We start from the raw sequence: 26612 nt of genomic DNA, 5'->3' as shown, positions 1-26612 counted from the left end.
GACTTTCCTTGTGGAGGTTCCCCAGTAAGCTGTGCAGGAGGGCGGGGACCAACCTGTGCCGCGCCCCGACTTGGCAACACCCACAACGCTGAGAAAGAGGTCGACGTGGCCGTACACGACCAGGATCCCTACTCCACGAACTACGTGGACGCAGACCCCGCGGAGACGCAGGAGTGGAGCGATTCACTCGACGCCGTCATCGACGAGCGAGGACGCGAGCGCGGTCGGGAGATCATGCTCAACCTCCTCAAGCGGTCCAAGGAGCGGCACCTCGGCGTGCCGATGATCCCGCTCACCGACTACGTCAACACGATCGCCCCCGAGGACGAGCCGGAGTTCCCGGGCGACGAGCAGATCGAACGCCGCTACCGCGCCTGGATCCGCTGGAACGCGGCGATGCTCGTGCAGCGCGCGCAGCGCGAGGGCGTCGGCGTCGGCGGCCACATCTCGTCCTACGCATCGCAGGCGACCCTCTACGAGGTCGGCCTCAACCACTTCTTCAAGGGCTACGACCACCCCGAGGGTGGCGACCAGGTGTTCTTCCAGGGCCACGCCTCACCCGGCAACTACGCCCGCGCCTTCCTCCTCGGCCAGCTCGGCGCCGAGGACCTCGACGGCTTCCGCCAGCAGCAGTCGGCCGCACCCCACGGCCTCCCCTCCTACCCGCACCCGCGCCAGCTGCGCGAGTTCTGGCAGTTCCCGACCGTGTCGATGGGCCTCGGACCACTCAACGCGATCTGGCAGGCGCAGGCGAACAAGTACCTCGAGAACCGCGGCATCAAGGACACCTCCGGCTCGCACGTCTGGGCGTTCCTCGGCGACGGCGAGATGGACGAGGTCGAGTCGCGCGGCCAGCTGCAGTTCGCCGCGAACCAGAACCTCGACAACCTCACCTTCGTCGTCAACTGCAACCTGCAGCGCCTCGACGGCCCCGTGCGCGGTAACGGCAAGATCGTCCAGGAGCTCGAGAGCTACTTCCGCGGCGCGGGCTGGAACGTCATCAAGCTCGTCTGGGGACGCGAGTGGGACGACCTGTTCGCCCGCGACGAGTCCGGCGCCCTGCTGAACCTCATGAACGTCACCCCCGACGGCGACTTCCAGACCTACAAGGCCGAGAACGGCGGATTCGTCCGCGAGAACTTCTTCGGCCGCGACCCGAAGGCCCTCGAACTCGTCAAGGACTACACGGACGAGCAGATCTGGGGCCTCAAGCGCGGCGGCCACGACTACCTCAAGGTGTACGCCGCCTACAAGGCCGCGATCGAGCACAAGGGCCAGCCGACCGTCATCCTCGCCCAGACCATCAAGGGCTACGGCCTCGGGCCGCACTTCGAGGGCCGCAACGCGACCCACCAGATGAAGAAGCTCACGCTCGAGGACCTCAAGAACTTCCGCGACCAGATGCACGTGCCGATCACGGACGCGCAGCTCGAGGAGAACATCTACCAGGCGCCCTACTACCACCCCGGTGCCGACGACGAGGCGATCCAGTACATGGTCGAGCGCCGCCGCGCGCTCGGCGGCTACGTGCCCGAGCGTCGCTCGAAGTACACGCAGATCGCGCTCCCCGAGGCGAAGACGTACGACATCACGAAGAAGGGCTCGGGCACGCAGCCCGTCGCCACGACGATGGCGTTCGTCCGACTGCTCAAGGACCTCATCCGCTCGAAGGACTTCGGCGCACGCATCGTGCCGATCATCCCCGACGAGGCCCGCACGTTCGGTGTCGACGCGTTCTTCCCGACGTCGAAGATCTACAACCCGAACGGGCAGCACTACCTGTCGGTCGACCGCGAACTGCTCCTCGCGTACAAGGAGTCGGCGCAGGGCGTCATCAACCACGTCGGCATCAACGAGGCCGGCGCCGTGGGTTCGTTCACGGCGCTCGGCAGCTCGTACTCCACGCACGGCGAGTTCACCGTGCCGATCTACATGTTCTACTCGATGTTCGGCTTCCAGCGCACCGCCGACTCGATCTGGGCAGCGGCCGACCAGCTCGCGCGCGGCTTCTTCATCGGCGCCACGGCCGGCCGCACGACGCTCGCGGGCGAAGGTCTGCAGCACATGGACGGCCACTCGCACGTCATCGCGTCGACGAACCCCGCGGTCGTCGCCTACGACCCGGCCTACGGCTACGAGATCGGGCACATCGTGCGCGACGGCATCGAGCGCATGTACGGCGGCGAGCACCCGAACCCCGACGTCATGTACTACATCACGATGTACAACGAGCCGATCGTGCAGCCCGCCGAGCCCGAGGGGCTCGACGTAGAGGGCCTCCTCAAGGGCATCTACCTGCTGCGCGGCACGAGCGCGTCCGGCCCCCGCGTGCAGCTGCTCGCATCGGGCGTCGCGGTGCCGTGGGCGCTCGAGGCGCAGGAGATCCTCGAGCGGGAGTGGAACGTCGCGGCCGACGTCTGGTCGGTCACCTCGTGGACCGAGCTGCGCCGCGACGGCCTCGCCGCCGACGAGCACAACTGGACGAACCCGGAGGAGGAGCCGCTCACCCCGTTCGTCACGAAGCGCCTCGCCGAGTCGACCGGCGGCCCCGTGCTCGGTGTGAGCGACTACACCCACACGCTGCCCGACCTCATCCGCCAGTTCGTGCCCGGCGACTACGCGACGCTCGGTGCCGACGACTTCGGTATCTCGGACACGCGCCCCGCCGCGCGCCGGTTCTACAAGATCGACAGCCACTCGATCGTGGTCCGCGCGCTCCAGCAGCTCGCGGTGCGCGGCGAGATCGACCGCTCGGTCGTGGCGAAGGCGATCGAGGCGTACGACCTGCACAACCCCAAGGCGGGAACGAGCGGGACCGCGGGCGGGGACGCGTAGGCGAACCGCTCGATGACACGCACGCGCACGAAGGAGCAGACGCTCGCCTGGCTCAAGACGATCTCGGGTGAGCTCGCGACCGCGACCACGAAGCGATTGGAGGAGACGCTGCCCTGGTACGGCGACATGCCACCGGGGCGGCGCTCCGCCGTCGGTCTCGTCGCGCAGTCCGGCATCTCCTCGTTCATCGCCTGGTTCGAGAACCCCGACGCGACCCCCTGGGTGGCCGCCGACGTCTTCGACGCGGCCCCCCGGGAGCTGCTCCGCTCGGTGAGTCTGCAGCAGACGCTGCAGCTCATCCGGGTCGTCGTCGGGGTCGTGGAAGACCGGGTGAAGTCGTCGAACGACCCCGACGTGCGCGAGGCGATCCTGCGCTACTCGCGCGACATCGCGTTCGCCGCGGCGGACGTGTACGCGAGAGCGGCCGAGGCGCGCGGCCTGTGGGACGCGCGCCTCGAGGCGCTCGTCGTCGACTCGATCCTCACGGGCGAGCACGACGACGAGCTGCCGAGCCGCATCGCCGCGCTCGGCTGGCACGGGCACGGTGAGGTGAGCGTGCTCGTCGGCACGACCCCCAGGATCCTCGAGATCGACCACATCCGTCGCACGGCCCGGCACAGCAACGCCGACCTGCTCGTGGGCGTGCAGGGCAATCGCCTCGTGCTCGTCATCGGCCGCGCGAAGCCGGATGCGGACGACGACGAGGAGCCCTCGATCCCGTTCATCGAGATCGCCAAGCGGCTCGAGCCGTACTTCGGCTCGGGGCGGCTCGTGCTCGGGCCGCCCGTCCCGAGCGTCGTCGACGCGTCCCGCAGTGCCCGCGCCGCACTCGCGGGCTTCGCGGTCGCGGGCGCGTGGCGGCGGGCGACACCGCCCGTCCTCGCCGACGAACTACTGCCGGAACGCGCCCTCGCGGGTGACCCGCTCGCGCGCCAGACGCTCGTCTCGCGCGTCTTCCGCCCCCTCGCCGACCACTCGAGCGACCTGCTCGCGACGCTGTGGTGCTACCTCGACAACGGCCGCTCGCTCGAGGCGACCGCGCGCGAGCTGTTCGTCCACCCGAACACGGTGCGCTACCGGCTCAAGCGGGTGAGCGAGGTCGTGGGGTGGGACGCGACGGGCCCGCGCGAGGCGCTCATCATGCAGTGCGCGCTCATTCTCGGGCAGATCGCCGACCCCGTCTCGCGCGAGCCGAAGCGCACGCCCGTGCGCGGCGCGAAGCGCAAGAGTTAGTGGAACCCACCAACGCAACCGCGGGTTCTTCAGCAACGACCGACAGTGCCCAGGCGTCGACGCCTGAAAGGATGGAACACATGATCGTCATCTCCTGCCCGGGACAGGGCTCCCAGACCCCGGGATTCCTGTCCCCCTGGATCGAGGACGAGGCGAACCGCACGCTCCTCGGCGAGCTCGGTGAGGCGGCCGGCGTCGACCTCGTGCTGCACGGCACCGTGTCCGACGCCGACACCATCCGCGACACGGCCGTCGCGCAGCCGCTCATCGTGGCCGCGGGCATCCTCGCCTGGAACGCGCTCGTCGACTCCCCCGAGCGCGCCGCGCTCGTCGGTGGCGTCGCGGGGCACTCCGTCGGTGAGATCACGGCCGCCTACACGGCCGGCATCTTCGACGCCCGGACGGCCGGCGCGTTCGTCGGTCTGCGCTCGCGGCTCATGGCCGAGGACGCCGCGAAGATCGTCACGAGCATGAGCGCCGTCGTCGGCGGGGTCGAGGCCGACGTGCTCGCCGCGCTCGAGGAGAACGACCTCAGCCCCGCGAACTTCAACGGCGGCGGACAGATCGTCGCGGCCGGGACACCCGAGAACCTCGAGCGGCTGCGCGAGAACGCGCCGCGCGGCACGCGCGTCATCCCCCTCCAGGTCGCCGGTGCGTTCCACACCGCGTACATGGCCGACGCCCGCGACGCGCTCGCGGCCCGTCGCGCCGAGTTCACCACGGCCGATCCGGTCCGGACGATCTGGTCGAACCACGCGGGCGAGCCCGTCGAACGCGGCGACGAGTTCGTCGACCTCATGGTGCAGCAGGTCGCTCGTCCCGTGCGCTGGGACGCCTGCATGGCGTCGTTCGCCGACGCGGGCATCACGGGGCTCATCGAGCTCACTCCGGCGGGCACCCTCGTCGGCCTCGCAAAGCGCGGCCTCAAGGGCACCCCCGCGGTCGCCGTCAAGACCCCGGACGACCTCGACGTCGCCGCCCAGCTCCTCGCCGGACACTGACGCCCGGCTCCGATCCGCTCGGTCCGCCGAGCCTCGACGCACCCGCACACAAGGAGAACCCAGCCACATGACCGCAGGACCCACGGCGACGCTGCGCCAGGCCACCGGCCCGCAGTACACGCGAATCCTCGCGATGGGCGCCGCTCGCGGCGAGCTCGTCGTCACGAACGACGACATCGTCGAGCCGATCAACTCGTCGGACGAGTGGATCCGTCAGCGCACGGGCATCGTCACCCGCACGCGCGCCGGCGACGACACGAACGCGCTCGACCTCGCCCGCGCCGCCTCGCTCGAGGCGATCGAGCGCTCGGGCATCGCCCCCGAGCGCATCGGCGCCGTCATCGTCGCGTCGATCAGCAACATGATGCAGACGCCCTCGATCGCCGCTCGGCTCGCCGACGAGGTCGGCGCGACCCCCGCGGCCGCGTACGACTCGAACGCGGCGTGCGCGGGCTACTGCTACGGCATCGCACAGGCCGACGCCCTCATCCGCGCGGGCGTCGCCGAGTACGTGCTCGTCGTGGGCGCCGAGAAGCTGTCCGAGGTCATCGACCCGACCGACCGCTCCATCTCGTTCCTCCTCGGCGACGGTGCCGGTGCCGCGATCGTCGGGCCGAGCGAGACGCCCGGCATCTCGGCGTCCGTCCTCGGCTCGGACGGATCGCGCTGGCACGCCGTCTCGATGAACGCGACCCTGCAGGAGTTCCGCCGCGGCGAAGTGCCGTGGCCGACGCTCCGACAGGACGGCCCGAGTGTCTTCCGCTGGGCCGTGTGGGAGATGGCGAAGGTCGCTCGACGCACGCTCGACGAGGCGGGCATCGAGCCCGGCGACCTCGCCGCGTTCATCCCCCACCAGGCGAACATGCGCATCATCGACGAGTTCGCGAAGCAGCTCGGGCTGCCCGAGTCCGTCGTCGTCGGGCGCGACATCGAGACGACCGGCAACACCTCGGCCGCCTCGATCCCCCTCGCCGCCCACCGACTGCTCGAGGAGCACCCCGAACTGTCCGGCGGCCTCGCCCTCCAGATCGGCTTCGGTGCCGGTCTCGTGTACGGCGCCCAGGTCGTCGTCCTGCCCTAGATCAGACGAGCTTCACCCGAACTCGTCACGCACCACCCCGCGGCACCAATACACTGGTTCGCGGTCATCGACACCCAAGGAGTAACGCACATGGCACTTTCCAACGAAGAGGTCCTCGCCGGGCTGGCCGAGCTGGTCAACGAGGAGACCGGAATCGCACAGGACACCGTCACGACCGAGAAGTCGTTCACGGACGACCTCGACATCGACTCGATCTCGATGATGACGATCGTCGTGAACGCCGAGGAGAAGTTCGACGTGAAGATCCCGGACGACGAGGTCGCGAACCTCAAGACCGTCGGTGACGCCGTGAACTACATCGTCAAGGCATCGGCCGAGTAGTCGGCACGGGCGGCCCTCCGGGGCCGCCCGCACACGGCGCGGGCTCGAGCCCGCGCCGTTCTCGAATCCAGGGAGCACACCACGTCATGACCACCAAGATCGTCGTCACCGGCATCGGCGCCACGACCCCGCTCGGCGGAACCGCGCGCGACAGCTGGAACGCCCTCCTCGCCGGGGAGTCCGGCGCCCGCCCCATCGGGGCCGAGTGGGTCTCGAAGTACGAGATCCCCGTCACGTTCGCCGGCACCATCAAGGTCGACCCGGGCGAGCAGCTCGAGCGCGTCGAACGCAAGCGCCTCGATCCGTCGAGCCAGTTCGCCCTCATCGCGGGTCGCGAGGCGTTCGCCGACGCCGGACTCGCGGTGGGTGACGTCCCGCCCGAGCGCCTCCTCGTTGACTGGGCCACCGGCATCGGTGGTGTCTGGTCGCTCCTCGACGCGTGGGACACGCTGCGCGAGCGCGGCCCGCGCCGCGTCATGCCGCTCACCGTCCCGATGCTCATGCCCAACGCGCCCGGTGCGGCGATCGGCATGGACCTCGGTGCCCGCGCCGGCGTCCGTACCGCCGTCTCGGCGTGCGCCTCGAGCACCGAGTCGGTCGGGAACGCAGTCGAGCACCTGCGCGCCGGCCTCGCCGACGTCGTCATCGCCGGTGGCTCCGAGGCAGCCATCCACCCGCTGCCCGTCGCCGCGTTCGCCGCGATGCAAGCCCTCTCGAAGCGCAACGACGACCCCGTACACGCGAGCCGCCCATACGACGTCGACCGTGACGGCTTCGTGCTCGGCGAGGGCGCGGCCGCCCTCGTGCTCGAGACCGAGGAGCACGCACTCGCCCGCGGAGCCCGCATCTACGCCGAGGTCGTCGGCAGCGGCGTCACGGCGGACGCGTACCACATCACCGCCCCCGACCCCGAGGGCACCGGTGCGGCACGTGCCGTGCTCGAGGCACTCGCGGAAGCGGGCGCCACGCCGGACGACGTCGCCCACATCAACGCACACGCCACGTCGACGCCCGTCGGCGACATCGCCGAGTACAACGCGCTCCACCGCGTGTTCGGCGAGCGCGTGCACGAGATCCCCACCTCGGCCACGAAGGCGGCCACGGGCCACCTCCTCGGCGGCGCAGGGGCGATCGAGGCGATCTTCACGGTGCTCGCGCTCCACGAGGGCACGCTCCCGCCCACGATCAACCTCGACCACCAGGACCCCGAGATCCCGCTCGACGTCGTCACGACGCCGCGCGCGTTCGACGGCTCGGGGAAGATCGCGATCTCGAACTCGTTCGGGTTCGGCGGGCACAACGCGGTCGTCGCGTTCCGCGGCGTCTGATCGACCATCCGCCTCGGGCGGACGACGAAGGGGCGGGGATCGAAGATCCCCGCCCCTCACGCCTTCGCAGCCGGGCCGTGTCCGTCGCCGCGAACGGCGACGGCCGACTGCGTGACCTAGCTCACGCGGTGCATCCAGACGACCGGGCTCGAGTCACCCGCGTGGCGGAACACCTCGAGTTCGTCGTCCCAGTTCTGTCCGAGCGCGAGCCGAAGCTCCCGCTGGAGCTCGGAGGCGTTCCCGCCGGCGACTTCCATCGCGTAGCGGATGCGGTCCTCCGGGACCAGCGTGTTCCCGGCTGCATCGATCTGCGCGTAGAAGATCCCGAGATCGGGCGTGTGCATCCAACGACTCGCGTCATTGCCTGCACTCGCTTCCTCGGTCACCTCGAAACGCAAGTGCTCCCACCCACGCAGCTGCGAGGCGATGGCTGCGCCCATGCCGGGCTCACCCTCCCACTCGTACTCCGCTCGCTGGGAGCCGGGAATGACCGGCTGCTCGATCCACGGAAGGTGGACCGCGCGTTGCAGTGCTCGCCCGATGCCCCACTCGACGTGGGAACAAAGTGCGCGCGGTGAGGAGTGCACGTAAAGCACACCTCGGACGGCCTGTGCTGACATGTGATCCTCCATCCACTTCGGTACGTCTTCCCCAACGACCAGGTGGATGGTTGCCCTGCCGGCATCCCGGTATTCAAATGTTGACATTGCTGTCGTCACTGGAATTATGCACGACTGTAGCCGGGAATGACAACACTGTGATTCAGGCGGACCGGCGTGTCACAGCGGGTTCCCACGAACGCCGCGACGCCCGCCGCACGGACCTTGCGGTCACGCGCGACGGGCGTCGCGAACACCCCCTCGCTCAGCGGGGCAGGCGCACCAGTCCGAGCTCGGCGGGCGACTTCAGCAGCTCGTGCCGCGGCACCGCCCGCACGGTGTAGGCGAACTCGCCCGGGCGGTCGACGGGCACGACGGCGGTGTACACGTCGGGCGTGCCGGCGTCCGCGTGCATCGGCACGGTCGCGGTGTCGACGAGGTCGCCGTGCTCCCCGCGCGTGCCGACGACGACCTCGACGCGGACGTCGTCGTCGCTCAGCTCACCCAGCTCGACGGTCGCGCGGATGCGGACCTCGCCACCGGCGACCGGCGCGGGCGTCTCGCTCGCGACCTGCGTCACCTGCACGGCCGGCCACGCGCGCTCCACGGTCCGCTGCCACTCGGCGAACGCACGGGGCGCCGCCGCGTCGGCGACCGCGACGGCGGCGCGCCCGGCGGGCAGGTAGAGCTCCGTGACGTAGTCGCGCACCATGCGCTCGGCGCTGATCTGCGGCCCGAGGATCGAGATCGAGTCGCGCACCTTGCCGAGCCACTCCTGCGGGACACCCCGCTCGTCGCGGTCGTAGAACATCGGGGCGATCGAGTGCTCGAGCAGGTCGTACAGCGAGGCCGACTCCATGCGGTCGCGCGTGCGTGCGTCGCCGTGCACGGCGTTCGGGATCGTCCAGCCGAAGCGGTCGTCGTCGAACTCGTCCCACCAGCCGTCCGAGATGGAGAACGTGAGGCAGCCGTTCAGGACCGCCTTCATGCCCGAGGTCCCCGAGGCCTCCTGCGGGCGGATGGGGTTGTTCAGCCACACGTCCGACCCCGCGCAGAGCAGCTCGGCGATCGTCACGTTGTAGTCCGGCAGGAACACGAAGCGGTCGCGCACGCCGGCCTCGTCGGCGAAGCGCACGATCTCCTGCAGGAGCTGCTTGCCGCCCATGTCGGCCGGGTGGGCCTTGCCCGCGATGACGAACTGGACGGGGCGGTCCTCGTTCTGCAGGATGCGCGCGAGGCGATCGGCGTCCTGGAGCATGAGGGTGAGGCGCTTGTACGTCGACACGCGACGTGCGAAGCCGACCGTGAGGCGCTCGGGGTCGAGGATGTCGCGCACCCACGAGAGCTCGGCGTCCTGCGCACCGCGCGCGATCCACGAGTCGTGCACCGAGCGTCGCGCCGCCTCGACGAGGTCGCCGCGCAGCTCGTTGCGGATGCGCCACAGCTCGTCGGTGCCGACGGCGTTCGCCTCGGTCCAGCGTGCCGCGGTCGAGAGGTCGCGGTTGCCGCTCATCGCGAGGATCGCGGGCTTCATCGCGGGACGTGTCCAGGTCGGGATGTGGACGCCGTTCGTGATCGAGGTGATAGGCACCTCGTCGGCCTCGAAGTTCGGGTAGAGGCCCTTGAACATCTCGCGCGAGACGACGCCGTGGAGCTTCGCGACGCCGTTCGCCGACTGCGCGAGGCGGAGGCCGAGGTGGGCCATGTTGAAGCGGCTCGGGTCGTCCTCGGCACCGAGCGCGATGACGCGGTCGACCGGGATCTTGGGGACGAGGCGGCTCTCGCCGTGCTCGTCGACCGCGAGGTAGCGGTGGGCGAGCTGCACGTCGAACCGGTCGATGCCGGCCGGGACGGGCGTGTGCGTCGTGAAGACGGTGCTCGCCCGCACGCTCGCGAGTGCGGTCTCGAAGGTCTCCCCCGCCGCCATGAGCTGGCCGATGCGCTCGATGCCGGAGAAGCCCGCATGGCCCTCGTTCATGTGGAACACGTCGGGTGCCGGCGTGCCGGTGACGCGCGCGTACTCCTGCACGGCGCGCACACCGCCGACGCCGAGCACGAGCTCCTGCTTGATGCGGTGCTCGACGTCGCCGCCGTAGAGGCGGTCGGTGATCGCGCGGAACTCCTCGGGGTTCGTCGGCAGGTCGGTGTCGAGGAGCAGGAGCGGCACGCGGCCGACCTGGGCCTTCCACAGGGCGATGTCGACGGTCTTGTCGTCGGGGAACTGGAGGCTGACGTGCACCTGGTTCCCGTCCGCGTCGACCACGGGGTCGATCGGCAGCTCGCTCGGCGGGTGCGCGCGGTAGTGCTCCTGCTGCCAGCCCTCGCGGGAGAGCGACTGGGTGAAGTATCCGTACGTGTAGAGCAGGCCGATGCCGACGATCGGGACACCGAGGTCGGAGGCGCTCTTCATGTGGTCGCCCGCGAGCACACCGAGGCCGCCCGAGTAGACGGGCAGTGCCTGGGTGATGCCGAACTCCATGGAGAAGTACGCGATGGACGTCTTCGCGTCGGCCGAATCGCGGGTCGTGCGCGCGAACCAACGCTCGACCGAGAGGTAGGACTCGAGGTCCTCGAGCTCGTGGTGCATGCGTGCGAGGAACTCGGCGTCCGCCTCGAGCTCCGCGACGCGCGAGGCGGGCAGAGAGTCGAGGAGCACGACGGGGTTGCGACCGGAGCGGTCGAACAGCTCCGGATCGATCGACTCGAACAACCGCTCCGCCTCCGAGCGCCAGGACCACCGAAGGTTCTTGGCGAGCGTGCGGAGCGGTTCGAGGACGGTGGGCAGCGTGGCCGCAATGGTCAGCGTTTCGTAGGCCTTCACGCGCCCAAGCGTACTTCCACGGAGGGCCATGTCATGACCATTCCTCGAACCGCCCTCGAGCGGTCGCCGCGGGCTCCGTCCGGGGTCCCGAGAGGTTCACCCGATGTTCGCGGAACGCGGCTGCCTCATCGGGTCGATGGGACGGATTCGCTCGGTGCCGAGGGCGTCGACAGCGACGGCAGCAAGGACGGTAGCGCTCGCGGCGCCGCCGACTTCGAAACGTCCGACGAGAACCGACCCGGGCGCGAATCGGGCGCCGTTCAGCCCTGTCGGCCCCGGGAACGCGCGGCGAACGCGCACAGTCCGGCGGAGACGACGAACACGCATGCGGCGCCCGCGAGCAGGTACGCGCACCGCATGGCGAATCCCGGATCATCGACGCCGCCCGCGACGGCCGAGAACAGGGCGACGCCGAGCGCACCGCCCGTCTGCCGGGCCGTGTTGCTGACGCCGGAGGCCAGGCCGGGCACCTCGGGGGCGGCTCGGAGTGCCGCGGCGACGACCGCCGGCGTGAGCACGCCGAGCCCGGTGCACCACAGGGCCAGTGCCACGACCAACGGGCCGAGGCCATCGGTGACGTCCGCCGAGGTCGCCGCGACGAACGCGAGACCCGCCGCGAGAGCCGCGCCGATCGCACACGTCCACCACACGCCGATGCGACTCGCGAGCGCGGCCGATGGGCGCGCGAGCAGTGGGAGCGGCAGCATGGCCGGCAGCGTAAGGAGCCCCGCACCGAGCGGACCGAGCAGGTGGACGTCCTGGAACACCCGCGTGAGGACGAACAGGACGCCGAGCGCACAGAGGTTCATGAGGCCCGCGACGAGGGCGGCGAGCGCGAGCATGCCCCGCCCCGACGGCGGAACCCGCAGGAGCGGCTGCGGCGCGTGTCGCTCGATCCGGACGCACGCGATCACGGAGCAGATCGCGACTCCCGCGAGGACTCCCCCGGCAACGATCGATCCGGGCGTCTCGATGATCGCGGCGACGAACGCGACGAGGCAGACCGTGAGCGCGACGGCCCCGGCCCGATCGATGCGTGCGGACCCGGACGCGTGCGGCTCGCGCGGGAGTCGGAGGACCGGGATGATGGCGGCGGCGATCAGGGGAACGGACAGCCAGAACACGCTCCGCCAACCGGCGGCCTCGACGAGGAGTCCGCCGATGAGCGGCCCGGCCGGCAGCGCGGCACCCCCGACCGCCGCCCAGGTGCCGACGAGTCGGTTCCGCGCTCGTTCGTCGCGGATCGTCCCGACGAGCAGCGCGAGCGTCCCGGGCAGCATGAGCGCTGCACCGATGCCCTGGACGGCCCGTGGCGCGATGAGCCACGCGACGGTCGGCGCACACGCACACGCGGCCGACGCGCCCCAGAAGCACACTATGCCCGCGAGCACGACACGTCGGTGCCCCACGTGGTCGCCGATCGCGCCGGACACCAGCAGGAGCGACGCGAGCGGCAGCGCGTAGGCGTCGACGATCCACGCGAGTGCAGCCGAGTCCGCGGTCAGGTCGAGCGCGATGCGCGGGAGGGCGACGTTCACGACGGTCACGTCGAGGAGCACCAGGAAGTACGCACCGCACAGTGCGGGCGTGAGCAGCGTCGGTGCGCGGTTCGCGGTCATGAACATCGCCTCGACCCGGGACGTTTCAGCCGGGCTCGAAGTGTTTCGCGCCTACGCTCGGGCCATGGACGAGCGAGCGGTGACCGACGGCGAGCCCGATATCGCGGCGATCGCGTCGGCGTTCGCCGACCCGAGACGTGCGCGCGTGCTGATGTCGCTCGCCGACGGGCGCGCGCTCCCGGCCGGTCGCCTCGCCGAGGAGGCGGGCGTCGCGGCGTCCACGATCAGCAACCATCTGGCGGTGCTCCTCGCGAGCGGACTCGTCCTCGCCGAGCGCCAGGGCAGGTACCGCTACTACCGACTCGCGTCGCACGAGGTCGAGACGGTGCTCGAGGCGCTCGCCGTCGTCGCGCCGAAGACACCCATCACGTCATTGCGCACCCACACGAGGCAGCACGCACTCCGGCTCGGTCGCACCTGCTACCGGCACCTGGCCGGTCGGGTCGGGGTCGAGCTGTTCCGCGGGCTCATCGACGCCGGTTCGATCGTGGGTGGCGACGGCCGGCACGATCCGGCGCTCGCGGGCGACACGCCCTCGTCCCCCGGGAAGGGGCGGCGGTACCGGCTCACACCGGCGGGCGCCGAGAGTCTCGGGGCGTGGGGCATCGGTGACGAGCTGTTGTCCACGGCGAGACCGCTTCGCTATTGCGTCGACTGGACCGAGCCGGCACACCACCTCGCGGGGCCGCTCGGGACGGCGATCGCGGACAGGTGCTTCGAGCTCGACTGGGTGCGTCGCACCCGAGTGCCACGAGGCGTCGACGTCACCGAGGCGGGCGTGGCCGGACTCGCATCGCTCACGTCCGGCGGGTGACGGCGGGCACGTGACCGAGGGGTGCGGCTCGGTTCATGTCACGGACGCAAGCGTGCGAGGACGTCGTCGAGGGTGTGCGCGAGCTCGTCGCGGTTCGTGTTCGTGAACCAGGCGCTGCGCAGCTGCTCGTTGATCCCCGCGGGCGTCTCGTGCGCGAGCGCCAGTTCGGAGAGGCTGCGTGAACCGTCGTCGAGCGCACCGGCGAGACCACGGAACATGCTTCGGACGTAGCCCTCCGCCGCGGGGCCGCGCACGCCGTGGGAGTCGAGCCACACGGCGATGGCCGAGAGGTACGCGAGGTGCGTCGGGAGGGTCGCCGTCGTCGCCTGGATCGCGTCGAACGCCGCCGCTTCGTCGACGGCGAGCGTCCCGCCGAGGCCGTCGAACAGTTCGCTCGCGCGCGCATCGGGCGCGAAGATCGCCGTGACGCCCTCGCGCTGTCGCACGGACGGTAGCGGGATCGCGCGGACGACCGTGACGTGCTCACCGGTCGACTGTCGCACCGACTCGTGTGTGAGCCCGGCGACCGCGCTCACGAGAAGTCGGCCCTCCGGGATGCGGAGCTCGTCGAGAACGTGCACCGCGATATCGGGACGCACCGAGAGGATCACGGTCGCGGACGCGTCGACGACCTCCTGGTTGTCGCGGCACACGCGCACCGAGGGGTACCTCGCCGCGAGCGCCGCGGCGGTCTCGGCGTTGCGCGGCGAGAGGTACACGGGCGGCGCCTCGTCCCGCCCCTCGCACAGCCCGTCGACGATCGCGCTCGCGATCTCGCCGACGCCGATGAGGCCGACTGCGCCGATCACGTCGAGCGTCGATCCGCCGGATCCTCGGGACGAGGGATCGTGATCATGCGCACCTGCCTCGGTCACGTCGCCACGTCCGTTCGGGCCGACATCGTGCACTCAGCGTGCGGTCGCGACCAGGTTCCGAGCGGCGACGGCCCGTTGCTGGAGGTCGTTCCAGATCCATCCCGCGGTCGCACTCGACACGGGGACGTTGCACCAGAGCTGCTGGCCGTTCGGTGACGTCACGCGAATCTCGTAGCCGCCCTCCACCCGGGTCTCCTTCACGAGCAGGAGCAGGAGACTGAGGAGCAGGAACCACGCACCGATGATGGCGACGACGATCGCCCACGTCGGCGTGCGGCTCACCGAGCGGGTCATGTTCGTCACGAAGACCTCGGCACCGGCGAGCGGGATGCGCCCCTGGGGCGAGGAGATGCCGTTCGGGGTGAACGCGATGTCGCCGACCATGACCGTCTGTCCGTTTCCGGGCGGGAGTGCGAGCGGTTGCAGCGACGCCGCGGACCCCGCGGGCTGCATCGATGCCGCCGACGGGGGCGTGGGAGCGAACTGGCGGTTGGGGTCGGCGTAGGGGTCGTGGGTCATTCGGGTCCTCCGGAGTCGGTGCGCTCGTCGTCGGCAAGCATAGGTCGCCGGGACGACGACGCGACTGCCCCGTCTTCCCGCAGGACCCGGCGTCGGCGTGTCGATGATGAGCGAGTGCACGAGTCCACCGCCGGCGTCCCGCGGGCGGATGCGCGACGCCGCTCGTGGCTCAGATGCCGACGTGCATGCGACGTCGGAGCGACTCCTGCGACGCATCGGCGCGGCCGAATCCGAGCTTTCGGTGCGCCTCCACGACGGCGATGTCGTCCTCCCGTTCCGCGAGGAGCCGCAGCGGCTCGACCCAGCTCTCCTCACCGACCGGGACGATGACCTCGACGCCGGATCGGACGAGCGCGAGCACGACCGACGCCAGGCCGGGGTGCGCCGGAACGGGAGACGGGGCCCGGGCCGGCGCTTCGATGCCGACGAGATCGTCGACGCCGCAGCCCGCGGACAGCTCGGTGACGCGGAGCTGCGGCATGCGCAGCAGGAAGGCGTGCGATCGGTATGTCGGTGAGGGCTTCGAGATCGGCGTTCCGCGTGACTCCCCTGAGATGCAGGTCCGTGAGCGCGGGCAGATGGGTGAGTGGTTCGAGCGACGTCATGCCCGGATCGTCGCTCGCCGATACCCAGAGGCGCTGCAGACCGGTGCACGCGGCGAGCGGACCGAGGTCGACCGTCCCCCCGAATCGGACCGCCAGGCCCGTGAGGCCGGCGACGGCGTCGATTCCGTCCAGGTCGGTCGTGCTGCCGAGGTCGAGCCGCCACGACGAGGGCACGAACATGCGCGACGCGAAGGCTCGTCGATCGAACCGGCCCCACATCGCGTGCAACTCGTCGAGCTCGGCGGCGCTCCACCTCGCACGTGCGTAACGCGCGAGCACGTCGAGCGCGGCGGGCGTGCCGATCTGCCCGAGCGCTCGCAGGGCCGCTCGGCGCTCGGGCGCTCGTTGCGTGGTCGACGGGGCGAGCACCTCGGGGTCGGCGTCGGGGTGTGTCTTGAGCCACGTGCGCACCTCGGAGACCTTCGAGGGGAGGTCCGACGGCGTACCGGGAGCGGCAGCGTCGGCCGCCGTCGCCGTGGGTGTGGTCGCGTGCTTCTTCGCGGCCCGCGCGATCTTCCGGATCTTGTCGTCGCTCTCGGCGCGGACCTCCGCCGGCAGGGCGTCGAGCACGCTCGCGTCGGCTCGCGCCGCGAGCGTCAGGAGCCCCCAATGAATGGCGCCGAAGCGACGGCTGCGCACGGGGTCGTCTGTTTCGATGTCGAGGTCGCGCGCGAGCGCCGGGTCGCGGAAGAGCTGGAGTGCGGCCGTCTCGAGCGGAGGATCGGCGGGGCGCTTTGCCGTGCCCGCGATGACGTTCCGGTAGTTCGAGTAGTCCATGAACCGATCGAAGAGCGCGGTCGTCTCGGACCGCCCGATGATCGCCGCGAGTGCCCTCGCGACCGGGTCAGTGCCCCACTCCAGTTCCCACATGGTGACTCCCCCTCTGCGCGCACGCCGCTCACCCTCGACACCACCGTGCCATGGCACTCCGACGACTCTATCCAGGACGTCGGACACGCGATCAACAGCAATGGGCCCAGATCAAGGCAATAGTGAAGCCGATGCCGAACAACCGACTTCTCGGAGAGCGGGCATCCAAGCGTGCCCGGACAAGACAGGTGGGCAACCTGCATGAAGGAAGGATCCCGTTCTCGCGGCCGGACGGCACCCTGCATCGCGTCGCACGCAGCATGGCAGGCGCACTCGTGTCGAGTATTTACGTCCCGGGCATTGGGGGCTCTTCGGACATTTGGTGGGGGTGAGGCTCGCCGGGTGATGGTCGGCGGGTAGGGGTCGAGGTCCCGGAGGATCAGTAGCGCTAACTGTCTGATCGACTCCGAGGACCTCGATGTGCTTCACCCTACTTCTGGGTGCGCTGACGCGCGCTCCGCCGATCCGTGTTCCCGCTGCGACGTTCTGCTCGGCCTTCCCGGTGTCTATGTCGAGCACGCCCAGCGCCGTGACGGGCTGCTGGTCGTGACGGTCTCGAGCCTGGCAGCTCCGATCGGGTGCCTGTCGTGTGGAGTCATCGCGACCAGTCGCGGCCGGCGCCGTCGCGTGCTTCATGACGTGCCCGGGACGACACGGGTGCGGATCGTGTGGCGGCAACGGGTCTGGCGGTGTGGCGAGGAGGATTGCGTGCGGAAGACGTTCGTGGAGCAGCTCCCGGATCTGGTTGCCCGACGCGGGTCGATCACCCAGCGCGCCGTGGCATGGGCGATCGGGCAGCTACGCCGCGAGCACGCGACCGTTCACGGTCTGGCCCGTCAGCTCGGCACGTCGTGGAAGACGGTGTGGCGCGCGGTTGAGCCCGAGCTCGTCAAGTCGGCGGCCGATGAGTCCCGGTTCGAGAACGTGACCACGCTCGGCGTGGATGAGCACACGCTCCGAGCCTCCCCATCACGTCGATCCCCGCAAGCGCGGCCCGAAGGAGCTGACCGGGATGGTCGACCTGAGCCGCGACGACCACGGAACGACGCGGGCCAGACTGCTCGATCTCGTGCCCGGCCGGTCGGGGAAGGCCTACGCGTCCTGGCTCGCAGACCGCGGCGATGCGTTCCGGAAGAACGTGCAGGTCGCGGCGTTGGACCCGTTCGCCGGCTACAAGACCGCGATCGACGACAAGCTCGAAGACGCCACCACGGTGCTCGACGCGTTCCACGTCGTCAAGCTCGGCACCGCCGCTGTGGACGAGGTCCGCCGCCGCGTCCAGCAAGACACCCTCGGACATCGCGGACGGACCGGCGACCCGCTCTACGGAATCCAGACGATCCTCCGCGCCAGGGCAGAGAACCTCACCGAGAAACAGCGGAACAGGCTCGCGACGACGATCAAGGCCGATCCCGCGCACGACGAGGTGTTCGTCGCATGGCAGTGCGCCCAGCAACTCCGCTCCGCCTACCACCAGAAGGACCTCGCCGCCGGGCGGCGGATCGCCCAGAAGGTCGTCGACTCGTTTCACACCTGCCCGATCCCGGAGATCGCGAGGCCCGGCCGCACCCTCCGCCGTTGGCGGGCAGCGTTCCTGGCCTACTTCACGACCGGGAGATCATCGAACGGCGGCACCGAGGCCGTCAACGGGATCATCGAGCTCCACCGCCGCCTCGCCAGAGGGTTCCGCAACCGTCACAACTACCGACTCCGCATGCTCCTCGCCGCCGGAGGCCTCACACCATGACCCCCACCAGATGTCCGAAGAGCCGCATTGAGGGAGGTCGCCGCCGCGAGTGCATCGACGGGGCCGGAGACACGCGCAGCGAGTTCGAGCCCGCGGTCCGTGGTCCGGACACCGGTGCGATCCCGTGCGACGAGCACATAGCCGAGGTTCCGCTCGAGACGTGCGATCTGTTCGGAGACGGACGACTGGGCCGAACCCAACTCGTCCGCGGCGGCCGAGAAGGATCCGGCCCGGTGGACCGCGAGGAACACGCGCAGTGCGTCCCATGAGACGGGGCGGCTCATGGCCGCAACCGCTCCGGGCTCGCACCGATCCCACCGGTTGCCCGCGTCATCGCGCCGATCTCACACGCCCGGCACGGCCCCGCATCGGTCCACGGCCGGTGCACCCCGCCGCACCGATCAGTCCGCGGCGTCGATCGCCGCCTCGAGGCGTTCGAGCTTGCCGGTGAGTTCGCCCTGGAAGCCGGGACGGATATCGGCCTTCAGTACGAGCGAGACGCGCGACCCGAACGGCTCGACCGCTTCCGTGGCGCGCTTCACGACGTCGAAGACCTCGTCCCACGTGCCCTCGATGGTCGTGAACATCGCGTCGGTGCGGTTCGGAAGCCCGGAGTCGCGCACGATCCTGACAGCCGCGGCGACGGCGTCGTGCACGCTTCCGTCGCTCCGACCGGTTCCGCTGGGTGCGACCGAGAACGCTACGAGCATGAGGGACCTCCTGGTTCGGACGGATCTGGTGCTTCCACCCCACAGTGAACCACGCTCCCCTCCCGCCGATCGCCACGAGCGACTCCCAGGGGACGGCGTGCTGGCGCTCACCGCCGACGGCGCGGCCGCACCCCGATCACGCTCTCCCCTCGGCGTGGCGCCATCGGAGCGCGAACGCATGATCGATCTCGACCATGATCGCCCACGCCATGGTTTCGATCTCGCTCGCCGTCAGTCCGAGCCCGTGGCCGGTGTTTCCTTCGTCGATCGCAGTGCGGACGGAGGCCTCCAGCCGGTCCAGGGCTCGACGCTCCCCCGTATCGTCCGCCTGCACCCCCTCGTGGACATGGCGAATCCGATCCGACGGCGCGGAACGCGGACGGTCCGCACTCGGCACCGGGTCCGCCCCCTGCGCCCCGAGCACGGGCGCGGCGTCCGCGTGGAGCGTCCGGTGCTCGCCGAACCAGGGCCCCGCCGCCTGCCTCGACGCGAGCGGCGGACTCTCGAGCAGACACGTGCCGCAGCGAGCGATGGTCGCCCCGTCCTCCTCCCACACGTGCACCCCGGGCCGGCGCCAGCGGTACTCCGCCGCCCGTTCGACGATCGCGAGGACCGGGACCGCGAGCTCGACGACCTGCGTGCTCGACAGGCCGGACGCCGCGATCGCGTTCTGCATCCGGATCTCGTAGCCGATGAGCTCCAGGAGCAGATGCCGCTGCCGTCCTGCGAGGCCTTCCGGCTCCATCGGGTCCACGGGGTGCGACGGGCTCACGAGACCTCTCCGGATCGAGCGAGGGCGGCGGGCCGCCGCGGCTCGACCGATTGTCGCAGGTGCAGGCAACCACACGGCACGCCGGCCCACACTCCACGCTCAGTTCTTCGCTACCGCCGCCGAGACGAGGGGAGCGAACTGGTCGGCCGCCCACACGAGGCTGAGCGGTGACGGGAAGGCGAGTGCGAACGGGACGCCCTCGGTCTTCGGCACGACCACGACCGCATCACGCTGCACCGCGGGCAGCCCCGCCCACAGGGCCTGCGCGTCGAGCTCCGACATCTGCTCGGTCGTGTCGGGGATCGCCCAGAGCACATCGGCGTCCATGTTCGCCAGGTTCTCCCACCCGAGCATCGCCTTTCCCTGCGCGCAATCGATGCCCGTCGCGTAGTCGCTCAGCACCATGCCGAACTCGGTCATGACGCGCGCCAGGTTGTCGTCGGTCGAGCACAGGAGCGCGAAGCCGTCCTGCGTGGGCGAGATGATCGCGTTGTACGTGACGCCCTCGAGTTCGGGGTGCGCTTCGCGGACGCCCGCGAGGCTCGCTTCGGCGTCGGCGACCGCCTCCGACGCCTCGGCACCGTGTCCGGTCGCCTCACCGATCTTGGCAACGGAGTCCTGCCATGCATCGGCGTTCGGCTCGGTGTCGAAGTGCACCACGGGCGCGATCGAACTGAGCTTGTCGTACGTCTCCTGTGTCAGCCCGAAGAAGGTGGTGCCGACGATCAGATCCGGCTCGGTCGCCGCGATGGCCTCGACGTTCAGTTCCTCCGTCGAGACCTCGACACGAGGCGTGTCGGCCGGATAGATCGCCTTCTGCCACGGGTACATGCCAGAGCCGCCGGTCGCCGCGTCGATCTGGGCCGTGTACGGAATCGCGATCGGCTCGACGCCGATGCTGAGGAGCATGTCCGCATCGGTGGGCGAGAGCGCGAACACTCGCTGCGGCACCGCGGTGATCTCGCTCGATCCGAATGCACCGCTCGTCGTGACCGCGGTGCCGTCGTCGGCACCCGCCGACGGTTCCGCGTCGCCGGAACCGGTGCAAGCCGTGGGGAACAGCGCGGCGGCGGCGAGGACGGCGACGAGGCCGCGCGTCGCGCGCCAGGGACGAGTGACGTGCATGGTGATCCGTTCGCTTTCGACTCGGGTCCGGCCCGCCGCTCCGACGTCGGGGGCTCCGGTGTAGGGCCAACTTAGTGTTACCTAACCGAATCGACTATCGTTCGGAGCAGACGCACGATCACGAGGAACGGACACTGGATGTCACTTCAGGACGATTCATCGTCATCAGTTCCCCCGAGCGTCGAGGACCGTGTCGAGACACGGACATGGACCGAGATCTCGTCGTTCGCCCAGGAGATCTCGCTCCCCGTCATGCTGCCCGAACACCATCACGACGAGCATCAGCTCATGTGGGTCACCTCCGGGAGTGCCCTCGTCACGACGCGACTCGGCGCCTGGCTCGTGGCGCCCGGCAGCGGGCTCTGGATGCCCGCAGGTGTGGCGCACACGATGTCGATGTCACCGCCCGGTTCGTTCCGGACGCTGTATCTGGTGCCCACGCTCACGCCACCCGGCCCCCGCTGGGAGTGCGCGCACTCGCTCACCGTCGGGCCGACACTCGGCGCGATCATCCACCGGCTCGACGGCACCGCGCTGGACGACGAGCGCCGCGCCCGCAGCGCGGCGGTCCTCGTGGATCTACTCGACGAGTCCTCGCTCGGCGAGTCCACGCTGCCTGTCCCGGACGATCCACGGGCGGAGATCGTCGCGCGCTCGATTCTCGGCAACCCAGCGGATGCCCGCGACCTGCACGAGTGGGCCGACGAGATCGGCGTCAGCACGCGAACCCTCGCACGAGCGTTCCGAGAGGAGACGTCACTCACGTTCAGCGCCTGGCGTGCGCGTGCTCGCCTCGGCGCGGCGCTCGGCCACCTGCAGGACGGTGCGAGCGTCGACGAAACCGCGAGCGCGGTCGGCTACGCCACGGCCTCGGCCTTCATCGTCGCGTTCCGGGCACTGATGGGCACGAGCCCCGGCGCCTATGCACGGAGTCATCGCCCGCGCCGGGCGACGTGATGCCGCCGGGACTCGCTCGCGGACGAGCCGAGTGCGGCGGCCCCGAATCCTCGTCGCGTCACGCGTCACGCCGCCGCACGGGCGGCTAGACTCGACGCGGTTCGGGGCGGTAGCTCAGCTGGTCAGAGCAGGCGACTCATAATCGCTCGGTCACGGGTTCAAGTCCCGTCCGCCCCACGGTTTCGGACGTACCAGAACAGCTGATATCGGAAGTCGCGGGCATCAGCGCGAGGGCGGCGAGTGGCTGAACCGGTCTCTCGTGCTCGTTGATCTCAAGGCCGTTGGTGAGCGCTTGGGTCGCCGACAGCGTGCCGTGTTCAGCGGTACGCGCAGCAGTCCCCTCGATCCTCACCGGCAGACGTCACTGCGCCCTCGAACTCCTACTCACTCGCGGCGACCTCCGTCCCCTCCTCTGTTCCAGAGCATGGGCGCCGAGACTCTCCCTGCCGACGGATCAGCGACATGCGCGGCGCGGGCAGACATTGCCCACTACTCGGCACGTCCTGAGACGAGACGGGCTCAGTCCGATTCGCCGCCTCCTTTTCGTATAACATTAATGACATGAACGAGCGCGAGACGATCAACGGGACCCCGGTCTCGGAGGAGCAGATCGAAGCCTGGGCAACGGAAGCGGAAGCCGGCTACGACGTGGCGGCGTTGAAGAAGCGAGGCCGTGGACGGCCGGGACGTGGTGCGGAGCCGTCGCATGTCATCGCACTGCGCCTCACAGCAGAAGAGATCAGCGCTCTGGATGCGCGCGCGGAGCTGGAGGGCAAGTCGCGCTCAGAAGTGATTCGTGAGGCTCTGGCCTCGGCGTGAGGGTCCACCCATCGGCACTCAAGCACGGGATCGATGCCGAAGACGCGATCCAGGCCGCAACATGGGCGACCTGGATCGAGGAACTCGACGACGACACTCCGGCCAGGCAACTTCGTCTCGGCTTCGACACCCGTGAACGAATGCTGGAAACAGTCGTCCTGATCTTCGACAGCGGAAACGAACTCATCATCCACGCTATGAAGGCGCGGCCTCAGATGCTCGATCTCCTGCCGTCGTCAGCGCGCAGGCTCGCGCTCACCGGGCGCGCGTCTTCGCCTCCGTGGTCGTGGGGCTCACGCCGAGCCTCTCCACGATCGTCGCGAGACCCTCGCCGTGCTTCCGGGCGGCCGGGGTTGTGTCACCCAGCCGGTCGGATCTCGCTCTCGACGACCCACTTGTGGTTCGTCATGGTCATGCCGTCCGCCTCGTAGTCGACGACGTACACGGTCTCGTCGGTGGACGAGACGATCGTCGCGGTTGCGCCCGCCATGCCGTCCATGTGGTCGGCGAGCAGCACGACCTGGCTGCCGTCGGGGAGGCGCTCGTCGCCGGCGTTCTCGATCTCCTCCTGCACGACCCACTTGTGATCGACGACGGCTTCGCCGTCCGCGCCGGTGTAGTCGACGGCGTAGGTGTACGTGTCGTACGCGCCCACGATGGTTGCGGTCGCGCCGTTCATGCCCGCCATGTGATCCGCCGTCAGGATCACCTCGGTCCCCACCGGATAGGTGGGGTCGGTGGCCGCGACCATGCCGTCGGGAACGGGGCCACCGTCCATCGGATGATCCATGTCGCCGTGCCCGCCGTGCCCGTCGTGACCGTCCTGGGCCGGCGATGACCCGACGGGCACCTCCGGAGTATCCGCACAGCCCGTGAGGGCGAGTGCACCCCCGAGCAGCAGCACCACCGTGGCGAGACGGAGCTTCGTCATCATGCGGATCGTTCCTCACCGTTCGGACTCGTCGTGGGACGGGTTCCGCGCGTCGAACGCGTTCCGCCTCGACCCGTGCGGCCCCGACACCACGGTAGCACCTCCCCATCACTCGGGCGATCGGGACGGCCCCTCGCTCGCGGGCGGGCCGAGCGAGCGACGGTCAGGTGATTGCCGCGACGATCCCCGCACCGAAAGCGCCGATGAGTATCCCTCCCGGCAGTGCGAGGAGCGACAGGTATCCGAGTCGGCGTCCCGTGCGCGCGAATCGCGTCGATGCCCCCGCCTCGTTGCTCGCACGGATGCCGATGTGCCCGAACACGATCACGAGGATCAGGGGGACGAGTCCGACGATCGCCAGCACGAATCCGAGTTGGGCCGGGAGCCGGGCTCCCGTCGCCGCCGAAGCGAACCCGGACAGGATCATCAGCAGAGCGATCACGACACCGAGCGATGCGACCACGATGCCGATCACGAACGACGCATACGCGATCCCGGGCACCGCCCCGTGCGCCGTGGCCGTCCCGAGTGGCGTTGACGCGGGTGCCGGAGCCTGGAACTCGGGCGCGAGGGGTTGCTCGAGCGGCCTCGATACGTCCGCTGCGGCATCTGCGTCGGGCACCGAAACGGGTGGCGGGTGCGCTGCGCCGGGCTCCGTGCCGGACGGAACCGGCCCCGAGGGAGCCGCGGTCGGGGTGGCCGCCGCATCCGATGAGGTCGTGGGCTCGAGTGAGCCCGTCCGGGCGGCGTCGCGCTCATCGGACGGTTCACGAGGTCGCAGGGCTTCGTCGTTCACGCTCACGGAGTGTAGGTCCTCGATCCGAGCGATGCTCGGGTGTGTCGTCCGTCGCCGATGCTGCGCGGGTCGACGCACCGCTCGGTCTCGTGCGGGCCAGGGAGCCACCCGTGCGAAGTCAGTTCGTGGACGTGACGGCGATGCACACGAATGCTGCGCCGATGCTCCCGGCCGGTAGGGCGATGAGCGACAGATAGCCGAGCAGGAGGCCCGTCCGCGCCGCGGCCGTCGAGGCGCCCAGCGCACGGCTCCGGCTCAAGCCGATGTGCCCGAGCACGATCGCGAGGACCAGTGGGACCAGCCCGAGTATCGCGAGGAGGAAGCCGGTCCCGAGCAACCGATCGGAGCCGACCTCGGCGACGACGAGCTCGGAGAGCGTTATCACGGCGGCGATCACGACTCCGAGCGATCCGACGACGAACCCCAGCACCCGCGACGCGCGGGCGGCGCCCGGAACCGTGCCGGACGCGGGCCGGGCGACCGGGTAGGTGCCCGGAACGGACATCGGCCACGGAACCCCCGCCGCAGGCGCGGGAGGTGGAACCGCTGACGCAGGCGCAGGAGGCGGGGCGCAGGCCGCCGGCGTCATCGCCCGCTCCCCCGGTGCCGACGTCGGTGGACTCGGCGTGAGGACGCTCGCCCCTGTCCCCCGTCGATCAGCTGTGCCGTGTCCGCTCGCACGTTCGGCGCCGGGCGATACGGCGAACGCCGTGTCTCGGTCGACGTGTCGGTGCCCGGGGGTGCGGCGGACGTCGCCGCCACCGTCGCGCTTCCGGTCACGGGGCCGGATTCGGGGCGTGAAGGGCCCGCGACCTCGTGCTCGTCCGATGACTCGTCGGCGCTTCGGACATCGTCCTGCATGGTCCGTGACTCTAGCCGAGCGGTCCTCGAAGACGCACCGTCGGTTGCCCGCCCCTCGCAGCACCCCGAGCCACGGCCGTCGACCGTCCTTCCACCCGCCGACGCGTCACACGAGCCACAATGCGAGCGCGCCGATGGCCGCGCTCGAGAGCACGAGCACGGCGAGCGCACGCGGTCGGAGCTGTTCCCTGACGTGGAACAGGTAATCGCCCCACCCGGCGCACTCCTCCGTGCCGGGATAGACGAGCCGACGTGGCCGCCAGGTGCAGATGACGAGCCAGTCGATCACGACGATGTCGAAGATCGCGAACAGGGTGCTCACGACGAGCGCCATGAGCGAGAGCTCCAGAATCCCGGCCGTGTCGGTGCGCGCGGCCCAGCCCACGACGACCGCAGCGACGCACGTGAAGAGGACGACCACGAACACGATGCCCCCGATCAGCCCCGACCCTTTCTCGGCCCGGGTCGGTTGCGGGGCCTCCTCCCTGACGTCGTCGGGATAGTCGTCGATGAACGCGTACGGTGCGAGGAACTCGATCGCGAGGAGAAACGCTCCGCACACGAGCGCCGCGAGCGTGCCGAACCCGAGTGCGTGGCCCCACCAGGCCGCGCCGGACATCGTGTCGACCACGTTCACCTCGGCCAGCATCGTCCCATCGAAGCAGAGGCGCGAGCGACCTGCCGGCGCACGGCGCTCCTCCACGATCACTGCACGTCGGCCCTCGGAGCTGGCCCGTGTCCGGCCCTCGCCCTAGCGTTGGGTGCGACGCCGAGGTCGAGGCACCAGCTTCGCCCGGCGCCACCGTCCGTGCGACCGCACGGACGTCCGGACGCATTCCGCTCCAACGTGAGGACCACAATGGCCCAGCTGCTCCCCTATCTCAACTTCCCCGGCACCACCCGCGAGGCGATGACCTTCTACGCATCGGTCTTCGGTGGCGAGGTCGGCTTCTCGACCTACGGTGAGTTCAACGCGGCCCCGGAGGGGCACCCCGCATACGACGCAATCATGCACTCGCAACTGACCGGTGGTGGCGCGACCCTCATGGCCGCCGACGCCGTCGAGAACTTCGGCCCCCCGGTCGTCTACGGCAACAACATCTCGCTGTCGTTCGTCGGACCGGAGGAAGAGCTGTTCCGCGGCTACTTCGACGCGCTCGCCGATGGCGGCACGGTCATCATGCCGCTCGACAAGCAGGTCTGGGGCGACATCTACGGTGCGGTCGTCGACCGCTTCGGCATCAACTGGATGTTCAACATCGAGGTCGCCTCGGCCGAGAGCGCCTGACGTTTCGCCGCGCCCCGGGCGGGCCCGTCCGCTGCGGTCAGCGGACGGGCCCGCCCGGCGCCAA

General features: G+C 70.1%; 25 protein-coding genes, 1 tRNA gene and 2 pseudogenes. 13 read left to right on the top strand and 15 right to left on the bottom strand.

Annotation, left to right across the window (positions count from 1 at the left end):
• Window positions 1–105: 105 nt before the first annotated feature.
• The 6 genes from aceE to fabF all read left to right on the top strand — a co-directional run bounded on the left by aceE (window position 106) and on the right by fabF (window position 7820).
• On the top strand, window positions 106–2835 hold the full coding sequence (gene aceE, locus HNR16_RS05710; RefSeq protein ID WP_158041788.1) for a pyruvate dehydrogenase (acetyl-transferring), homodimeric type: 2730 nt from the start codon (window positions 106–108) through the stop codon (window positions 2833–2835).
• A gap of 12 nt (window positions 2836–2847) precedes the next feature.
• The gene (locus HNR16_RS05705; RefSeq protein ID WP_158041787.1) at window positions 2848–4068 is read left to right on the top strand and encodes a PucR family transcriptional regulator; all 1221 of its coding nucleotides are present in this window, start codon (window positions 2848–2850) and stop codon (window positions 4066–4068) included.
• Window positions 4069–4148: 80 nt separating this feature from the next.
• Window positions 4149–5069: an ACP S-malonyltransferase gene (locus HNR16_RS05700; RefSeq protein WP_158041786.1), complete on the top strand. Its 921-nt coding sequence runs from the start codon at window positions 4149–4151 to the stop codon at window positions 5067–5069.
• A 67-nt stretch (window positions 5070–5136) separates the two neighbouring features.
• Entirely contained in the window at window positions 5137–6150 is a 1014-nt protein-coding gene (locus tag HNR16_RS05695; protein WP_158041785.1) for a beta-ketoacyl-ACP synthase III, read from the top strand.
• A 90-nt stretch (window positions 6151–6240) separates the two neighbouring features.
• Window positions 6241–6492, top strand: a complete 252-nt coding sequence (locus tag HNR16_RS05690; RefSeq protein ID WP_158041784.1) for an acyl carrier protein — start codon at window positions 6241–6243, stop codon at window positions 6490–6492.
• Window positions 6493–6578: 86 nt separating this feature from the next.
• On the top strand, window positions 6579–7820 hold the full coding sequence (gene fabF, locus HNR16_RS05685) for a beta-ketoacyl-ACP synthase II (RefSeq protein WP_158041783.1): 1242 nt from the start codon (window positions 6579–6581) through the stop codon (window positions 7818–7820).
• Window positions 7821–7936: 116 nt separating this feature from the next.
• Here fabF and HNR16_RS05680 read toward each other — a convergent pair whose 3' ends face one another.
• From HNR16_RS05680 to HNR16_RS05670, 3 genes are all read right to left on the bottom strand, one after another.
• A complete protein-coding gene (locus HNR16_RS05680) occupies window positions 7937–8440 on the bottom strand; it encodes a DUF3145 domain-containing protein (RefSeq protein WP_158041782.1) in 504 nt (167 codons plus the stop codon).
• Window positions 8441–8684: 244 nt separating this feature from the next.
• The gene (glgP, locus tag HNR16_RS05675) at window positions 8685–11240 is read right to left on the bottom strand and encodes an alpha-glucan family phosphorylase (RefSeq protein WP_158041781.1); all 2556 of its coding nucleotides are present in this window, start codon (window positions 11238–11240) and stop codon (window positions 8685–8687) included.
• 260 nt (window positions 11241–11500) lie between these two features.
• Window positions 11501–12859, bottom strand: coding sequence for an MFS transporter (locus HNR16_RS05670; RefSeq protein ID WP_179558124.1), 1359 nt, complete (start codon window positions 12857–12859; stop codon window positions 11501–11503).
• Between the two features lie 64 nt (window positions 12860–12923).
• Between HNR16_RS05670 and HNR16_RS05665 the strand changes: the two genes are divergently transcribed.
• Complete coding sequence (locus HNR16_RS05665) at window positions 12924–13673, top strand: ArsR/SmtB family transcription factor (protein WP_158041779.1); 750 nt, start codon at window positions 12924–12926, stop codon at window positions 13671–13673.
• Window positions 13674–13711: 38 nt separating this feature from the next.
• Here HNR16_RS05665 and HNR16_RS05660 read toward each other — a convergent pair whose 3' ends face one another.
• The 4 genes from HNR16_RS05660 to HNR16_RS05645 all read right to left on the bottom strand — a co-directional run bounded on the left by HNR16_RS05660 (window position 13712) and on the right by HNR16_RS05645 (window position 16542).
• Window positions 13712–14548, bottom strand: coding sequence for an NAD(P)-binding domain-containing protein (locus tag HNR16_RS05660; RefSeq protein ID WP_179558123.1), 837 nt, complete (start codon window positions 14546–14548; stop codon window positions 13712–13714).
• 33 nt (window positions 14549–14581) lie between these two features.
• Window positions 14582–15067, bottom strand: coding sequence for a hypothetical protein (locus HNR16_RS05655; protein WP_158041777.1), 486 nt, complete (start codon window positions 15065–15067; stop codon window positions 14582–14584).
• Between the two features lie 169 nt (window positions 15068–15236).
• The gene (locus HNR16_RS05650) at window positions 15237–15428 is read right to left on the bottom strand and encodes a hypothetical protein (RefSeq protein ID WP_158041776.1); all 192 of its coding nucleotides are present in this window, start codon (window positions 15426–15428) and stop codon (window positions 15237–15239) included.
• The gene (locus tag HNR16_RS05645) at window positions 15379–16542 is read right to left on the bottom strand and encodes a hypothetical protein (RefSeq protein ID WP_158041775.1); all 1164 of its coding nucleotides are present in this window, start codon (window positions 16540–16542) and stop codon (window positions 15379–15381) included. Before HNR16_RS05645 ends, HNR16_RS05650 begins: the two co-directional genes overlap by 50 nt.
• A 420-nt stretch (window positions 16543–16962) precedes the next feature.
• Between HNR16_RS05645 and HNR16_RS05640 the strand changes: the two are divergent.
• Window positions 16963–18289: pseudogene (locus tag HNR16_RS05640) on the top strand (ISL3 family transposase).
• Here HNR16_RS05640 and HNR16_RS05635 read toward each other — a convergent pair.
• The 4 genes from HNR16_RS05635 to HNR16_RS05620 form a co-directional block, all read right to left on the bottom strand.
• Window positions 18244–18573 carry a helix-turn-helix domain-containing protein gene (locus HNR16_RS05635; RefSeq protein WP_158040380.1) on the bottom strand — a complete coding sequence of 110 codons (330 nt, stop codon included), beginning with the start codon at window positions 18571–18573 and terminating at the stop codon, window positions 18244–18246. The pseudogene HNR16_RS05640 and the gene HNR16_RS05635 sit on opposite strands and share 46 nt — an antisense overlap.
• A gap of 117 nt (window positions 18574–18690) precedes the next feature.
• Window positions 18691–18999 carry a thiamine-binding protein gene (locus HNR16_RS05630; RefSeq protein ID WP_158040381.1) on the bottom strand — a complete coding sequence of 103 codons (309 nt, stop codon included), beginning with the start codon at window positions 18997–18999 and terminating at the stop codon, window positions 18691–18693.
• 136 nt (window positions 19000–19135) lie between these two features.
• Window positions 19136–19744 carry a hypothetical protein gene (locus HNR16_RS05625; protein ID WP_158040382.1) on the bottom strand — a complete coding sequence of 203 codons (609 nt, stop codon included), beginning with the start codon at window positions 19742–19744 and terminating at the stop codon, window positions 19136–19138.
• Between the two features lie 126 nt (window positions 19745–19870).
• Window positions 19871–20896, bottom strand: a complete 1026-nt coding sequence (locus tag HNR16_RS05620; RefSeq protein WP_158040383.1) for an ABC transporter substrate-binding protein — start codon at window positions 20894–20896, stop codon at window positions 19871–19873.
• A 138-nt stretch (window positions 20897–21034) separates the two neighbouring features.
• Between HNR16_RS05620 and HNR16_RS05615 the strand changes: the two genes are divergently transcribed.
• The 4 genes and pseudogenes from HNR16_RS05615 to HNR16_RS18145 form a co-directional block, all read left to right on the top strand.
• The gene (locus HNR16_RS05615) at window positions 21035–21853 is read left to right on the top strand and encodes an AraC family transcriptional regulator (RefSeq protein WP_158040384.1); all 819 of its coding nucleotides are present in this window, start codon (window positions 21035–21037) and stop codon (window positions 21851–21853) included.
• A 103-nt stretch (window positions 21854–21956) separates the two neighbouring features.
• Window positions 21957–22030, top strand: a tRNA-Ile gene (locus HNR16_RS05610).
• Window positions 22031–22414: 384 nt separating this feature from the next.
• Entirely contained in the window at window positions 22415–22672 is a 258-nt protein-coding gene (locus tag HNR16_RS05605; RefSeq protein ID WP_158040385.1) for a ribbon-helix-helix protein, CopG family, read from the top strand.
• Window positions 22669–22905: pseudogene (locus HNR16_RS18145) on the top strand (toxin); the annotation flags it as partial. The gene HNR16_RS05605 and the pseudogene HNR16_RS18145, both read left to right, overlap by 4 nt.
• Window positions 22906–23030: 125 nt before the next feature.
• Here the strand turns inward: HNR16_RS18145 and HNR16_RS05600 are convergent.
• From HNR16_RS05600 to HNR16_RS05585, 4 genes are all read right to left on the bottom strand, one after another.
• Window positions 23031–23606 carry a YdhK family protein gene (locus HNR16_RS05600; RefSeq protein ID WP_377700667.1) on the bottom strand — a complete coding sequence of 192 codons (576 nt, stop codon included), beginning with the start codon at window positions 23604–23606 and terminating at the stop codon, window positions 23031–23033.
• A gap of 160 nt (window positions 23607–23766) precedes the next feature.
• The gene (locus HNR16_RS05595) at window positions 23767–24399 is read right to left on the bottom strand and encodes an RAD23 family protein (RefSeq protein WP_179558122.1); all 633 of its coding nucleotides are present in this window, start codon (window positions 24397–24399) and stop codon (window positions 23767–23769) included.
• Window positions 24400–24517: 118 nt separating this feature from the next.
• Window positions 24518–24904 carry a hypothetical protein gene (locus HNR16_RS05590; RefSeq protein WP_158040387.1) on the bottom strand — a complete coding sequence of 129 codons (387 nt, stop codon included), beginning with the start codon at window positions 24902–24904 and terminating at the stop codon, window positions 24518–24520.
• 462 nt (window positions 24905–25366) lie between these two features.
• On the bottom strand, window positions 25367–25909 hold the full coding sequence (locus HNR16_RS05585) for a hypothetical protein (protein WP_158040388.1): 543 nt from the start codon (window positions 25907–25909) through the stop codon (window positions 25367–25369).
• 210 nt (window positions 25910–26119) lie between these two features.
• On the opposite strand from HNR16_RS05585, the gene HNR16_RS05580 reads away from it, so the two are divergent.
• Window positions 26120–26548, top strand: a complete 429-nt coding sequence (locus HNR16_RS05580) for a VOC family protein (RefSeq protein WP_158040389.1) — start codon at window positions 26120–26122, stop codon at window positions 26546–26548.
• The last annotated feature ends 64 nt before the right edge of the window (window positions 26549–26612 follow it).

It is taken from the genome of Pseudoclavibacter chungangensis (assembly GCF_013410545.1).
Taxonomy (GTDB): domain Bacteria; phylum Actinomycetota; class Actinomycetes; order Actinomycetales; family Microbacteriaceae; genus Pseudoclavibacter; species Pseudoclavibacter chungangensis.
The sequence above is the reverse complement of the archived record's forward strand: the minus strand, read 5'-3'. Positions and strand labels throughout refer to the sequence as shown.

Excerpts from the sequence above, each read along its gene's own strand:
- HNR16_RS05670 (WP_179558124.1), bottom strand. The coding sequence starts at position 12,859 with ATGACCGCGAACCGCGCACCGACGCTGCTCACGCCCGCACTGTGCGGT.
- HNR16_RS05655 (WP_158041777.1), bottom strand. The coding sequence starts at position 15,067 with ATGACCCACGACCCCTACGCCGACCCCAACCGCCAGTTCGCTCCCACG.
- HNR16_RS05705 (WP_158041787.1), top strand. The coding sequence starts at position 2,848 with ATGACACGCACGCGCACGAAGGAGCAGACGCTCGCCTGGCTCAAGACG.
- HNR16_RS05695 (WP_158041785.1), top strand. The coding sequence starts at position 5,137 with ATGACCGCAGGACCCACGGCGACGCTGCGCCAGGCCACCGGCCCGCAG.
- HNR16_RS05620 (WP_158040383.1), bottom strand. The coding sequence starts at position 20,896 with ATGCACGTCACTCGTCCCTGGCGCGCGACGCGCGGCCTCGTCGCCGTC.
- HNR16_RS05665 (WP_158041779.1), top strand. The coding sequence starts at position 12,924 with ATGGACGAGCGAGCGGTGACCGACGGCGAGCCCGATATCGCGGCGATC.
- HNR16_RS05600 (WP_377700667.1), bottom strand. The coding sequence starts at position 23,606 with ATGATGACGAAGCTCCGTCTCGCCACGGTGGTGCTGCTGCTCGGGGGT.
- HNR16_RS05625 (WP_158040382.1), bottom strand. The coding sequence starts at position 19,744 with ATGGAGCCGGAAGGCCTCGCAGGACGGCAGCGGCATCTGCTCCTGGAG.
- HNR16_RS05615 (WP_158040384.1), top strand. The coding sequence starts at position 21,035 with ATGTCACTTCAGGACGATTCATCGTCATCAGTTCCCCCGAGCGTCGAG.
- HNR16_RS05645 (WP_158041775.1), bottom strand. The coding sequence starts at position 16,542 with ATGTGGGAACTGGAGTGGGGCACTGACCCGGTCGCGAGGGCACTCGCG.
- HNR16_RS05585 (WP_158040388.1), bottom strand. The coding sequence starts at position 25,909 with ATGCTGGCCGAGGTGAACGTGGTCGACACGATGTCCGGCGCGGCCTGG.
- HNR16_RS05580 (WP_158040389.1), top strand. The coding sequence starts at position 26,120 with ATGGCCCAGCTGCTCCCCTATCTCAACTTCCCCGGCACCACCCGCGAG.
- HNR16_RS05635 (WP_158040380.1), bottom strand. The coding sequence starts at position 18,573 with ATGAGCCGCCCCGTCTCATGGGACGCACTGCGCGTGTTCCTCGCGGTC.
- HNR16_RS05700 (WP_158041786.1), top strand. The coding sequence starts at position 4,149 with ATGATCGTCATCTCCTGCCCGGGACAGGGCTCCCAGACCCCGGGATTC.
- HNR16_RS05630 (WP_158040381.1), bottom strand. The coding sequence starts at position 18,999 with ATGCTCGTAGCGTTCTCGGTCGCACCCAGCGGAACCGGTCGGAGCGAC.
- HNR16_RS05605 (WP_158040385.1), top strand. The coding sequence starts at position 22,415 with ATGAACGAGCGCGAGACGATCAACGGGACCCCGGTCTCGGAGGAGCAG.
- HNR16_RS05680 (WP_158041782.1), bottom strand. The coding sequence starts at position 8,440 with ATGTCAGCACAGGCCGTCCGAGGTGTGCTTTACGTGCACTCCTCACCG.
- HNR16_RS05590 (WP_158040387.1), bottom strand. The coding sequence starts at position 24,904 with ATGTCCGTTCCGGGCACCTACCCGGTCGCCCGGCCCGCGTCCGGCACG.
- HNR16_RS05690 (WP_158041784.1), top strand. The coding sequence starts at position 6,241 with ATGGCACTTTCCAACGAAGAGGTCCTCGCCGGGCTGGCCGAGCTGGTC.
- fabF (WP_158041783.1), top strand. The coding sequence starts at position 6,579 with ATGACCACCAAGATCGTCGTCACCGGCATCGGCGCCACGACCCCGCTC.